The sequence below is a fragment of the Methylobacterium sp. J-030 genome, assembly GCF_022829545.1.
Taxonomy (GTDB): domain Bacteria; phylum Pseudomonadota; class Alphaproteobacteria; order Rhizobiales; family Beijerinckiaceae; genus Methylobacterium.
Genome location: NZ_JAKSYM010000227.1, coordinates 38,130 through 50,896, shown reverse-complemented (window position 1 = coordinate 50,896; position 12,767 = coordinate 38,130). Strand labels below are relative to the sequence as shown.

The 12,767-nt window shown below is 66.8% G+C and carries 12 protein-coding genes; 10 read left to right on the top strand and 2 right to left on the bottom strand.

What is annotated here, in order from left to right:
• Positions 1 to 129 precede the first annotated feature (129 nt).
• The 8 genes from urtB to MKK75_RS17025 all read left to right on the top strand — a co-directional run bounded on the left by urtB (position 130) and on the right by MKK75_RS17025 (position 7,703).
• The gene (urtB, locus tag MKK75_RS17060; RefSeq protein WP_244043734.1) at positions 130 to 1,056 is read left to right on the top strand and encodes an urea ABC transporter permease subunit UrtB; all 927 of its coding nucleotides are present in this window, start codon (positions 130 to 132) and stop codon (positions 1,054 to 1,056) included.
• Between the two features lie 13 nt (positions 1,057 to 1,069).
• Entirely contained in the window at positions 1,070 to 2,242 is a 1,173-nt protein-coding gene (gene urtC / locus MKK75_RS17055; RefSeq protein ID WP_244043733.1) for an urea ABC transporter permease subunit UrtC, read from the top strand.
• Between the two features lie 8 nt (positions 2,243 to 2,250).
• On the top strand, positions 2,251 to 3,036 hold the full coding sequence (urtD, locus tag MKK75_RS17050; protein WP_243966584.1) for an urea ABC transporter ATP-binding protein UrtD: 786 nt from the start codon (positions 2,251 to 2,253) through the stop codon (positions 3,034 to 3,036).
• 2 nt (positions 3,037 to 3,038) lie between these two features.
• Entirely contained in the window at positions 3,039 to 3,803 is a 765-nt protein-coding gene (gene urtE / locus MKK75_RS17045; protein ID WP_244043732.1) for an urea ABC transporter ATP-binding subunit UrtE, read from the top strand.
• 9 nt (positions 3,804 to 3,812) lie between these two features.
• Entirely contained in the window at positions 3,813 to 4,832 is a 1,020-nt protein-coding gene (locus tag MKK75_RS17040) for an alpha/beta fold hydrolase (protein ID WP_244043731.1), read from the top strand.
• 62 nt (positions 4,833 to 4,894) lie between these two features.
• A complete protein-coding gene (gene fmdA, locus MKK75_RS17035; protein ID WP_244043730.1) occupies positions 4,895 to 6,124 on the top strand; it encodes a formamidase in 1,230 nt (409 codons plus the stop codon).
• A 2-nt stretch (positions 6,125 to 6,126) separates the two neighbouring features.
• Positions 6,127 to 6,441 carry an FmdB family zinc ribbon protein gene (locus MKK75_RS17030; protein ID WP_244043729.1) on the top strand — a complete coding sequence of 105 codons (315 nt, stop codon included), beginning with the start codon at positions 6,127 to 6,129 and terminating at the stop codon, positions 6,439 to 6,441.
• A 212-nt stretch (positions 6,442 to 6,653) separates the two neighbouring features.
• Positions 6,654 to 7,703: an aliphatic amidase gene (locus MKK75_RS17025; protein ID WP_244043728.1), complete on the top strand. Its 1,050-nt coding sequence runs from the start codon at positions 6,654 to 6,656 to the stop codon at positions 7,701 to 7,703.
• A 189-nt stretch (positions 7,704 to 7,892) separates the two neighbouring features.
• Here the strand turns inward: MKK75_RS17025 and MKK75_RS17020 are convergent, their stop codons facing one another.
• Positions 7,893 to 9,053, bottom strand: a complete 1,161-nt coding sequence (locus tag MKK75_RS17020) for a serine hydrolase domain-containing protein (protein ID WP_244043727.1) — start codon at positions 9,051 to 9,053, stop codon at positions 7,893 to 7,895.
• Positions 9,054 to 10,365: 1,312 nt separating this feature from the next.
• Here MKK75_RS17020 and MKK75_RS17015 point away from each other — a divergent pair.
• The gene (locus MKK75_RS17015) at positions 10,366 to 11,724 is read left to right on the top strand and encodes a hypothetical protein (RefSeq protein WP_244043749.1); all 1,359 of its coding nucleotides are present in this window, start codon (positions 10,366 to 10,368) and stop codon (positions 11,722 to 11,724) included.
• Between the two features lie 100 nt (positions 11,725 to 11,824).
• On the opposite strand, the gene MKK75_RS17010 is transcribed toward MKK75_RS17015, so the two are convergent.
• Positions 11,825 to 12,043, bottom strand: a complete 219-nt coding sequence (locus MKK75_RS17010) for a hypothetical protein (RefSeq protein WP_244043726.1) — start codon at positions 12,041 to 12,043, stop codon at positions 11,825 to 11,827.
• A 186-nt stretch (positions 12,044 to 12,229) separates the two neighbouring features.
• Here MKK75_RS17010 and MKK75_RS17005 point away from each other — a divergent pair, with 186 nt between their 5' ends.
• Positions 12,230 to 12,406 carry a hypothetical protein gene (locus MKK75_RS17005; RefSeq protein WP_244043725.1) on the top strand — a complete coding sequence of 59 codons (177 nt, stop codon included), beginning with the start codon at positions 12,230 to 12,232 and terminating at the stop codon, positions 12,404 to 12,406.
• Positions 12,407 to 12,767: the final 361 nt, after the last annotated feature.

Below are 12,767 nucleotides of genomic sequence, written 5' to 3'. Positions count from 1 at the left end.
TCCGCGCGACTTCTGGAGTCCTCCTTCGAGGCCTCCGCTGCGCTTCGGCACCTCAGGATGAGATGATCTGAGTGGGATCACGGGCCTCCGCCGCGGGCGGAGCGCATCTCGGTCTGGAGATACGGGACCATGCTCGGCGACTATTCCCTCAGCGATCTCGGCGCCATCTTCGCCATGCAGGGCTTCGCCGGCCTGATCCTGTTCTCCGTCTACGTGCTGATGGCGCTCGGGCTCGCGATCATCTTCGGCCAGATGGGGGTGATCAACATGGCCCACGGGGAGTTCATGATCCTCGGCGCCTACGTCACCTACCTCTGCTCGACCTTCTTCCAGACCTATCTGCCGGCGCTCTTCCCGATCTACTTCTTCATCGCGATGGGCCTGGCGTTCCTTGCCTCCGGGGCCTTGGGCATGCTGGTGGAATGGGGCCTGATCCGGTTCCTCTACAAGCGCCCGCTCGATACGCTCCTCGCCACCTGGGGCCTTTCGCTGATTCTTCAGCAGGCCTACCGGTCGATCTTCGGCGCCCGCGAGGTCGGCGTCGAGCTGCCCTCCTGGCTGATCGGCTCGGTGCAGGTCACCGACACGATCGAGATCCCGATCAACGGCCTGTTCGTCATGGCCGTCACCATCCTGATCACGGTCAGCGTCGCGCTGCTGATCTACCGCTCGCGCTTCGGCCAGCAGGTCCGCGCCGTGATGTCGAACCGCGCCATGGCGGGGGCAGTGGGCATCGATACCGAGAAGGTCGATCGCTACACGTTCGGACTCGGCTGCGGCATCGCGGGGATCGCCGGCTCGGCCTTCACGATGATCGGCTCGACCGGGCCGACCTCGGGCCAGCTCTACATCGTCGACACCTTCCTGATCGTCGTGTTCGGCGGCGCCGCGAGCCTTTTGGGCACCATCGCGTCGGCCTTCTCGATCTCCCAGACGCAGTCGACCCTGGAATTCTTCCTCTCCGGCTCGATGGCCAAGGTGATCACCCTGCTCGCGGTGGTCGGCATCCTGATGCTGCGGCCGCAGGGCCTCTTCACCCTCAAGGTCCGGCGCTGAGGATTTTTCGACCATGACGAATCCGGTCCAGACCCTCACCAAATCCGTCACCGTCAACGACAACCCGTTCATGAAGCCGGTCGAGTGGCTGAGCTTGGCTTTGCTGGCCGGGGTGATCCTGGTGGTCCTGCCGATGGTGCTCGACAGCTTCCGCCTCAACCTCGTCGGCAAGTACCTGACCTACGCCTTCGTGGCCCTTGGGTTGGTGATCTGCTGGGGCTATGCCGGCATCCTGTCCCTCGGCCAAGGCGTGTTCTTCGGCCTGGGCGGGTACTGCATGGCGATGTACTTGAAGCTCGAAGCCTCGAGCGTTGCGAATACGAAGATCCAGTCGACGCCCGGCATCCCGGATTTCATGGACTGGAACCAGATCACCGCGATCCCGTGGTTCTGGCAGCCGTTCAAGAGCCTGCCGCTGACGCTGATCCTCGTGGTCGCCGTCCCGGTCCTGTTCGCGATGCTGATCTCCTACGCGATGTTCAAGCGCCGGGTCGGCGGCACCTACTTCGCCATCATCACCCAGGCGATCGCCGCTATCCTGACGATCCTGATCGTCGGCCAGCAGGGCTATACCGGCGGGATCAACGGCATCACCGACCTGCGCACCCTCCACGGCTGGGACATCCGCACCGATGGCGCAAAGACCATCCTGTACTTCGTCAACGGCGGCCTGCTGATCGCCTGCATCCTGGCGGCGCAGTACGTGAAGAAGTCGAAGCTCGGCCGGATCCTCGTCGCCATGCGCGACAAGGAGGACCGGGTCCGCTTCTCCGGCTACGCGGTGGCGGGGTTCAAGGTCTTCGCCTTCTGCTTCGCCGCCGGCCTGGCGGCGATCGGCGGGGCGATGTTCACCCTGCAGGTCGGGTTCATGTCGCCCTCCTTCGTGGGCATCGTCCCTTCGATCGAGATGGTGATCTACGCCGCGGTCGGCGGGCGGCTGTCGCTGTTCGGCGCGGTCTGGGGCACGCTCTTGGTCAACTGGGCCAAGACCAGCTTCTCCGAGAGTTTTCCGGATCTCTGGCTCTTCGGCCTCGGCGCCCTGTTCATCGCGGTGGTTCTGGCCTTCCCGAACGGTCTCGCCGGGATCTGGCGGGAGCATATCGAGCCGCGTCTCACCCGCCGGGTGAAGGGTCTGCGCGCTCCACCGCCCGCGATCGTCCCGCCCCACGGCGCCCCAGCCGAGTGAGGACCTGAATGAACGCCGCGATCCTCTCCTCCCCCGTGGTCGGCGCCGAGGCGGCCCCGCCCGACCATCTCCTCGCCGTCGAGGCCCTGACCGTCTCCTTCGACGGGTTCAAGGCGGTGAACGACGTGTCGTTCTACGTCGAACCCGACGAGATCCGGGTGATCATCGGCCCGAACGGCGCCGGCAAGACCACGGTCCTCGACCTGATCTGCGGGCGCACCAAGGCGAGCGCCGGCTCGATCAAGTACAAGGGCCAGGAACTGACCAAGCTCTCCGAGAGCGCCATCGTGCAGGCCGGGGTCGGCCGCAAGTTCCAGACGCCGTCGATCTACGACGACCTCACGGTGTTCGAGAACCTGGAGATCTCGTTCCCCCGGGGCCGCTCGGTGTTCGGCGCGCTGACGTTCAAGCGGGATGCGGAGGTCCGCGACCGCATCCACGCCATCGCCGAGACGATCTTCCTGAAGGACCAGCTGAAGGAGCGGGCCGAATTCCTGAGCCACGGCCAGAAGCAGTGGCTGGAGATCGGCATGCTGCTGATCCAGGACCCGGAGCTGCTGATGCTCGACGAGCCGGTGGCCGGGATGAGCGTCGGCGAGCGGATCAAGACCGCCGAACTCCTCAACCAGATCATCAAGGGCCGCTCGGTGCTGGTGATCGAGCACGACATGAAGTTCGTCGAGGACATCGCCCACCGGGTGACCGTCCTGCACCAGGGCAAGGTGCTCTCCGAGGGGTCGATGGAGCGGGTCAAGAACGACCCGAAGGTCATCGAAGTTTATTTGGGACATTGACGATGGCGTCGCTTCAGACCGCGCATACCCCAGGAATCCAGGCGCCGCCCCTCGCCACCATCCCGGCCGCGACGCCGGCGCTCGCCGTCGCGGATCTGCACGCCGCCTACGGCCAGAGCGAGGTCCTGCACGGGCTCACCTTCTCGGTGGCGCCGGGCGAGATCGTCGCCGTGATGGGCCGCAACGGCATGGGCAAGACCACGCTGATGAAGACCCTGATGGGCCTCGTGCCCGTCAAGGCCGGGTCGATCCAGGTCGAGGGCACGGATGTCGCCGCCCTCAAGAGCCATGCCCGGGTCGCCAGGGGCCTCGCCTACGTGCCGCAGGGCCGGATGATTTTTTCCACCATGACGGTCCAGGAGAACATCGAGACCGGCCTGACGGTGACCGGCACCCGCAAGGTCCCGCAGGACCTCTACGACATGTTCCCGGTCCTGCTGGAGATGAAGGGACGGCGCGGCGGCAACCTCTCGGGCGGGCAGCAGCAGCAGCTCGCCATCGCCCGGGCGCTGGCGAGCCGCCCGAAGGTGCTGCTCCTCGACGAGCCCACCGAGGGCATCCAGCCCTCGATCATCCGGGAGATGGGCCGGACCCTCAAAAAGATCCGCGATCAGCGCGGCCTGTCGATCGTCGTCTCCGAGCAGGTCCTGAGCTTCGCCCTCGACGTCGCCGACCGGGTGATCGTCATGGAGAACGGCGCCATCGTCCACGAGGCCCCGCGCGACGGGATCGACGAGGCCGCCGTCGCCCGGTTCCTGTCGGTCTAGGGGCGCAGCATGGCCGATTACGAGATCTTCGAACTCGGCGACTTCGTGCTCCAGTGCGGCAAGACGCTGCGCGCGGCCAAGCTCGCCTTCAAGACCTTCGGGACGCTGAGCGCTGCCCGGGACAACGCCATCGTCTACCCGACCTGGTATTCGGGCCAGCACACCGAGAACGCGTGGCTGATCGGCCCCGGCAAGGCGCTCGACCCGGACAAGTACTTCATCATCATCCCGAACATGTTCGGCAACGGGCTCTCGTCCTCGCCGAGCAATACGCCCGCGCCCTGGAACGGGCCGCGCTTCCCCAACGTCACCGCCTACGACAACGTCCGCGCCCAGCACCGCCTCGTCACTGAGCATTTCGGCATCGAGAAACTGGTCCTCGTCACCGGCTGGTCGATGGGCGCGCTCCAGACTTACCACTGGGCGTCGATGTACCCCGACATGGTGCCGAAGATCCTGCCGTTTCAGGGCTCGGCCAAGTGCTCCCGGCACAACTACGTCTTCCTGGAGGGCGCCAAGGCGGCGCTCCAGGCCGACGCCGCCTGGGCGGAGGGCTGGTACACGAGCCCGCCGACCCGGGGCCTGCGCGCCTTCGGCCGGGTCTACGCCGGCTGGGGCCTGTCGCAGACTTTCTACCGGCTGGAAGCCGACATCACCCACATGGGCTACGCCTCGCTGGAGGACTTCCTGATCGGGTTCTGGGAAGGCCTGTTCTACGAACGCGACGCCAACAACCTGCTCGCCATGCTGTGGACGTGGCAGCATGGCGACATCAGCGCCAACGACACCTTCAGGGGCGACTTCAAGGCTGCCCTCGGCGCCATCCGCGCGAAGGCGATCCTGATGCCCGCCTCGACAGACCTGTATTTCCCGCCCGAGGACAACGCCATTGAGGCGGCCGCCATGCCGAACGCGGAGCTGCGCGTGATCGACACGTGGTGGGGCCATTTCGCAGGCGGGCCCGGCACCAGCCCGGACGACATCAAGGTCCTCGACGACGCGCTCAAGGAGTTGCTCGCGAGCGGGTGAGGTTCGCGCAACGGCGCGCGGATGGGGTCCGCCCCAAGGTTCTAGGGAGCTGGAGACAGAACATGCCCGAGACGCTGATCAAGGTCGATCTGACGCAATCGGCCTACGACAACGACATGGTGCACAACCGCTGGCACCCGGACATACCGATGGTTGCCTATGTGAAGCCCGGCGCGGACTTCATCGTCGAGACCTACGACTGGACCGGCGGCTTCATCAAGAACAACGATTCCGCCGACGACGTGCGCGACATCGACCTGTCGATCGTGCACTTCCTCTCGGGCCCGATCGGCGTCGAGGGCGCCGAGCCCGGCGACCTGCTGGTGGTCGACCTCCTCGATATCGGCGCCAAGCCCGAGAGCCAGTGGGGCTTCAACGGCTTCTTCTCGAAGAAGAACGGCGGCGGCTTCCTCGACGAGCACTTCCCGCAGGCCCAGAAGTCGATCTGGGACTTCGAGGGGATGTTCACGAAATCCCGCCACGTGCCCGGCGTCCGTTTCCCCGGCCTGATCCACCCCGGCCTGATCGGCTGCCTGCCCGATCCGAAGATGCTGGAGACCTGGAACACCCGCGAGAAGGCGCTCTACGACACCAATCCCGAGCGCGTGCCGGCGCTGGCCACCCTGCCCTTCGGCCCGACCGCCCATATGGGCCGCCTCCAGGGCGACGCGAAGGACGCCGCGGCCGCCACCGGCGCCCGCACGGTCCCACCCCGCGAGCACGGCGGCAATTGCGACATCAAGGATCTGTCGCGCGGGTCAAAAATCTACTTCCCGGTCTACGTGCCCGGCGCCGGCCTCTCCATGGGCGACCTGCACTTCAGCCAGGGCGACGGCGAGATCACCTTCTGCGGCGCCATCGAGATGGCCGGCTGGGTGCATCTCAAGGTCGAGCTGATCAAGGACGGCATGGCCAAGTACGGGATCAAGAACCCGATCTTCAAGCCGTCGCCGATCACGCCGAAATACGACGACCACCTGATCTTCGAGGGCATCTCGGTCGACGAGCACGGCGGCCAGCACTACCTCGACGTGCACATCGCCTACCGGCAGGCCTGCCTGAACGCGATCGAGTACCTGAAGAAGTTCGGCTACTCGGGCGCGCAGGCCTACTCGATCCTGGGCACGGCACCGGTCCAGGGCCACATCTCGGGCGTGGTCGACATCCCGAACGCCTGCGCGACGCTGTGGATTCCGACCAAGATCTTCGAGTTCGACATCAATCCCGGCGCCGACGGACCGACCAAGTTCCTGGACGGCTCGATCCAGATGCCGCTCTCGCCGGATCTGTGATCATGCCGGTCTACGATTACGCCTGCGAGGCCTGCGGGCCGTTCACCGCCATGCGGCCGATGGCGGAGTTCAAGGATCCGCACGCCTGCCCGGATTGCGGGGAGGCCTGCCAGCGGGCCTTCATCACCGCCCCGCGGATTTCCGGGATGGATGCCGGGCTGAAAGCGGCCCACGCCACCAACGAGCGCAGCCGCCACGCGCCGCGGCGCTCGGGGAGCCACGGGGCGGGCTGCGGCTGCTGCACACCGAAGAAGACAGCCGCACCGGCCGCCGCCAAGAGCTTTCCGGCGGCGCGGCCCTGGATGATCAGCCACTGAACCACCAATCACCCTCCCCCCTCCGCGGGGGAGGGTGCCCCGCGGATGCGGGGCGGGAGAGGGGCAGCGCGACAGGTCAGGATGTCACGCCGGTCGCGCCCTGTCCGGACGCGGCGCTCCCCTCTCCCGACCCCCTTCGGGGGCCACCCTCCCCCGCAGAGGGGGGAGGAAACGGCACCCTTCGAGCCCGAACACCAGGAGGACATCACGCCATGATGCATGGAGACATCTCGTCCAGCCAGGACAGCGTCGGCGTCGCCGTCGTGAACTACAAGATGCCGCGCCTGCACACCCGCGCGGAGGTGCTGGAGAACGCCAAGGCGATCGGCAAGATGATCGTCGGGATGAAGTCCGGCCTGCCCGGCCTCGACCTCGTGATCTTCCCGGAATACTCGACCCACGGCATCATGTACGACGCCGCCGAGATGTACGAGACCGCCTCGATGGTCCCGGGCGCCGAGACCGAGGTGTTCGCCGCCGCCTGCCGGGAGGCCGAGGTCTGGGGCGTGTTCTCGCTCACCGGCGAGCGCCACGAGGAGCACCCCAACAAGGCGCCCTACAACACCCTGATCCTGATGAACGACCAGGGCGAGATCGTGCAGAAATACCGCAAGATCATGCCCTGGACGCCGATCGAGGGCTGGTATCCGGGCGACCGGACCTACGTGTCGGACGGGCCGAAGGGCCTGAAGATCAGCCTGATCATCTGCGACGACGGCAACTATCCCGAGATCTGGCGCGACTGCGCCATGCGGGGCGCCGAGCTGATCATCCGCTGCCAGGGCTACATGTACCCGGCCAAGGAGCAGCAGGTCGTCATCTCGAAGGCCATGGCGTTTGCCAACAACGTCTACGTCGCGGTCTCGAACGCGGCCGGATTTGACGGCGTCTACACCTATTTCGGACACTCGGCGATCATCGGCTTCGACGGCCGGACGCTCGGCGAGTGCGGCGAGGAGGAGATGGGCATCCAGTACGCGGCCCTCTCCAAGTTCCTGATCCGGGACTTCCGCGCCCACGGTCAGTCGGAGAACCACCTCTTCAAGCTCCTGCACCGCGGCTATACGGGCATGATCAACTCGAAGGAGAACCGGCACGGGCTATCGGAATGCCCCTACGACTTCTACCGGCGCTGGATCGAGGATCCCGACGGAACCCGTGATGCTGTGCGGGCTATCACGCGACAGAGTGTCGGGACCGACGAATGTCCGATAGAGGGTATCCCCTTCGTCGGTAAGGGCGAAGGGCCGCCTCATCTCTGATCTATCGAGCTTGCAGAGCCTCAGCGAGCTTTATGTTGCATGACGCCGTCGAGGCTTCTCCGCTCTCGTTCTTGGAACGGCCCCTACTGCAGCGAATGTCTGCATCTGTGACGTTTGAGGCCGAGAGCGGGCTTGCCGCTTTCGGCCCGTAAGCAAGATGCGCGGCGGCCGCAGCGGGATCCTCTCAGCTCATGGAACGTCGAGCGCGGCGTAGACCATGGCGCGGATCAAGGTGCGATAGTGCTGGCGCTGCACGGCCGATGAGGTCTGCATCATCAGGAGGGCGAAGAAGCTCGCCGCCGGATCGACCCAGAAGTACGTGCCGCCGACCCCGCTCCAGAACCAGTCGCCGACGCTGCCGGGAAACGCCGCCTCGCCCGCCACGAGCCGCACCGCCACCCCGAGCCCGAAGCCGTAGCCCGGCCCAGGCGGGTAGTAGGCGCCCTTCGCGATCGTCGTCCCGAGATGGTCGGCGGTCATGAGCCGCACGCTCGTCGGCGCCAGAACGCGCATGCCGCCGAGGCTGCCGCCGGAGAGCAGCATGCGCAGGAAGGCGGCGTAGTCCGCCACGGTCGACACGAGGCCGCCGTTGCCGCGCTGCCCGCGCTTGGGCAAAGCCGGATCGTGGAAGGCCGGCCGCTGCCCGGTCGCCTGCGGCAGGGGTTGCGCCACGCGACCCGCCGCCCCTGCCGGGATCCGGAAGCGGGTATCGACCAGGCCGAGCGGCTCGAGCAGGGCCGCATCGAGCACGCCCTGCATTTCCGCGCCACCGGCCACCTCCAGCACCCGGCCGAGCACGTCCGTGGCGTGCGAGTAGTGCCAGACCGTACCGGGCTCGTGCTCCAGCGGCAGTCGCGCGATCCGTTCGGCGAAGGCCGCGTTGTCGAGATCCTCGGCGAGCAGCCCGTCGGCCTCGTAGGCCCGGCGCGTCGGCCCGTCGCCGAGATAGCCGTAGGCGATCCCGGCCGTGTGCCGCAGCAGATCCTGGATGGTGGGCATCGCGGTGGCCGGGACGCGCGTGCCGTCGGCGTTGACCCGGGAGAGGCGCGCGAAGGCGGGGATGAAATCGGCGACCGGCTGATCGAGGCGCAGGGCGCCGCGCTCGGCGAGGACGAGGGCGGCCACCGACACCATGACCTTGGTCATGGAGTAGATGCGCCAGACCGCGTCCGGCTTGAGGGGATCACCGGTGACGGTGTCGCGGAAGCCTGCGGTGCGCCGCCAGATCTCGCCGCCGGTGCCGCCGATGAGCAGATCTGCGCCCGCGATGGCACCTGCGGCAGCGTCGGCCTCCAGCCGGTCGCCCAGGCGATCGAGGAGCGGGAGCGAGAAGGTCGGGCTGGTATGCATGGGAGCGGTATAGGGCGCTCGGCAGCGCCGCCGAATAGACCGGGTGGGGTGCCGAGCATCGCCGACGCCCCCCCGCCCGCCACATAGACCCTCGATGCCCTCCGAGGGCCGCTGGCAGGCTTCTCAATCGTCGTCAAAGGAGCGGATGCGCGGGCCGGCGTCGAGGTCGTCGCGCGCCCAGATCAGGAACTGGCTCATCGCGTCGACCTGATCGTCGTGGCGGCCGTGCGTGACGGCCAGGATCTCCTTCTCGAACTCGCCGAGCCAAGCGGATATGGCTCGTGAGAAGATACCGGACGGTGATGGCCGAACCTTCTCTGCCGTCGTCCGCGATTAGGCCGGGGCGGTTGTCGACACGGCGACGCTGACGCTGACGGGCGCGTGGGGGCCGGACCAGAAGCCGTCCTAGTCCTGGCGACACTCCTCGACGTGCCCGCCGGCTCGCGCTACCCCCCCCCCCGGCCATGGCCTAAAAAATCTCCAGCGTTGGCGACCTGGGCCGGAAGTCCGAGATGTCGGACGACGGGATCGAGGCGGCCATCGCGGCCTATCTGTCGGACGAGGGCGCCCCGCCGTTCGTGTTCACGTCCGGCCACCGGGTCGACGTGGCGAAAGCCGACAAGCAGCCCCCCGGGCAAAGTCGCTCGCGGCTGACAAGGCGACGCCGCCGGTCCTGCGCCGCACGATGGTGCGGACCGCCGTGGTCTTGGGTTTCCCGGTTCAAGGGTGAGCCAGGAGCGGACAGCGAGCGGCCGCGCGAGCGGATGGCAGCCCCCTGGGCAGCTTCCTTCAGGTCATCGGCCAAAGTGTCGAGCAGGGGCGGTCAACGCTGTGCCGCGCCAATGCCGACGATCCGTCCGCTGCCGCATCCGACATCGAAGCGAAGGCGCGCGCCTGGGCACTGATCGCGCTGGCGTTGCTCTGCCCGTTTGACCGCTCGCCCCGAGGCCTACCAAGAGCGTCCGAGTCCTGTGAACGCGGCTTCGCACAGCACCCTCCGGCGCGTTGCGCAGGCGTCCAGCACTGCCCTCAGCAAAGCCGACAAAGCCCGATCCAGCGCCATCGCGCGCCGCGTCAGGTTGTATCGATCAAAAAATACAATCTTAAGACGAAATCAATCATTCAACCACAGGCTGTTGATCATCGGCCATTCAGGGCGCCCAGGACCGCCGAGTTCTAATCTGCGAACGATTTTCATATGCCTGGAGAAAACTGCGTCATGTCGCGTCTCGATACCGTTAAGATCAGCATTCAGCGATGCGTAAGTGTCAGAGCGCTCGTGCTCTATGCCGGATTTTTTGGGTTCTTGGCTGTGACGCCGGCGCAGGCGCAGCAGCTCAGGGGCGCGCTTGATACAACCGGTGGCGGTATTTTTGGCACTGGCCTGTCGCTCGGCACCACGACGCCGGGCAGCGGTCTCGTCGGGAGTGGCCTCACGGTGAGCACATCCGGCGCAGGCCTTCTCGGGAGCGGCCTCGGGATCGGCACCACCTCACCCGGCAGCGGCGTGATTGGGACCGGCCTGACTGTCGGCGCGTCCGGGACGGGCGTTCTGGGCACCGGAGTGCTCGTCGGCACGACGGGCCCCGGCGACGGCCTGCTCGGGACTGGACTCACGCTCGGGGCGGCCCGTGCGGGCAATATGGGCGGCGGTGAGGGTGGCGCGATCGGCGGCACGGGCAGCGGAGCGGGCGGTGGCCAGGGCGTGTATATCGTCACGGGCGCGGTCGCCCCGTCCGGAGGGCAACTCGTCGTCACCGACCTTCGGCTCTCGTCCTTCTCGGAGACGGCGGGCATCGCGACCAACAACACGAGCCGCCTGGCCGGTCCGAGTGCGCTCGGCGAGGACGCCCTGGCTGTCGGCTACGGTGCGAGCGCGTCGGGTCCCGCATCGACGGCCGTCGGCACCGGTGCCCGCGCAGCCCAAACCGGGAGCGTCGCCCTCGGCTACGCAGCCGGCGCCCAGGGCATCGGGAGCACGGCGGTAGGCACGGCGTCGGCTGCGGTTGGCGATGGAAGTACCGCCCTGGGTTTCGCCGCCGGTGCGGCCGGGTCCGGATCTACGGCGATCGGCGCGACCGTTTCGGCGGCCGGGGATAACAGCGTCGCCTTGGGCAGCGGCGCTCGCGCAGATCAGGCCAATGCGGTCGCCATCGGAGCCAACGCTCAGACGACACGAGCTAATCAAGTGGCCATCGGCACCGCCGGCAGCACCTACACGCTGGCCGGCATCTCCTCGCAAGCGAGCGCGGCCGCTCAGAGCGGCCCGACGAACTTCGTGACCACAGACGCCAACGGCAATCTTGCGGCGTCAGCCTACGGACCGTCGACCGTCGCAAGCTTGGGCGGCCGCGTCGATGCGGTCCAGTCGCAGGTAAACACCCTGGAGGCCAAGACCGACGCCATGCAGCGCTATGCCGTCCAGGCCCGCAAGGAGGCTCGGCAGGGCGTCGCGATGGCGATCGCCATGGCGACGGCTCCGATGCCCTCCGCGCCCGGCAAGACCACCTGGGCCACGAACGGGGCGACCTATCGCGGTGAATGGGCGGGCGGCGTGGCGGTGGCACATCGGCTGCCGACCTGCTGTGTTCCGATCGCGATCACGGCGGGGGTCGCCTATAGCGGCAATAATGCGCTCGGCGCCCGTGCGGGCTTGGCCGGCGAGTTCTGAGGCGAGCGGTCTGCGAATGTCGTGGGCTGCATCCGATGCGACGGCGGGAAGTGCTGAGCTTGGTCGCCGCTGCGGGGCAGAGGGATCCAGCCGATCAGCGCTACTTCCGTCCCACTGCGAGGGTTTGAGCAAAATTTAGCAGCTTCTGCCGGTCAGCTGCGCTCTTCATGCCCCGACAGAGCTGTAGCAGCTCAAAGGCATCGCTGTACTCCGCCCCACCCATCGGCTGATCGAAAAAAAAATCCTCACGCTCACCCAACAGGTGAGCAATCTCCCTCAAGCGGACCGCACCTTTGGTTTGCGCCTTTCCAGCGATCACGGCCTCATCACACAAAGCGGGTTCTCCCGAAACCAGTCGCTGGGATCGCGCATCAAAGCCGGTTTTACAATAGCGTAAATTGTGAAATCTTTGCCATTCAATCAGTCCGTGCAGCGGTCTATACCGGTACAAAACTACCGACTTAGGGCGTGCGATTCTGCATCTAAAGCCCTCGAGAGGACTGGTATGGGCGAGAAAGAGGAGTTTGAGGCGATGGCTCAAGCCTGCATCGCCAATCACGAAAAAATTATGAGACATGGCTCGTCCGAGATGCAGACGGCCTCGCGGATGCTGCTTTACGCACTGGCCGTCGAGATCCGACGGCGCGACGAGGCGCATGCTGAGTCGACCGAGGATGAGTGATAGCAACCGCACCACTCCAGAGGCTGCTGCAAGCTGTTCCGCGTGAGAGACCAACCGGCGTAAGGCCGTGCGTTCGCTGGCCTGCGGCCTGCTTGGTAAACGCCCATCCGGAATGCCCCAGGCCCGCCCTTGCTTGGTCCGGTAGCCCGTCCCTGATCGAACACGACCCGGGTCGGCCCGACCGCCAGGGCCTTGCTGCCGGAGATCACCAGCACCCGCCGACCTCGACGCGCAGTGTCCCGTGCTCCGGATGACGGGCGAAAAACACGGCCGCCGTCCAGCCGAGATGATCGGCTTCAGCCCCGAGCCGGCCGCCGAGGTCGACAGCGGCCTCCCGCAGCGGCACCCACCTGGCTGGGGT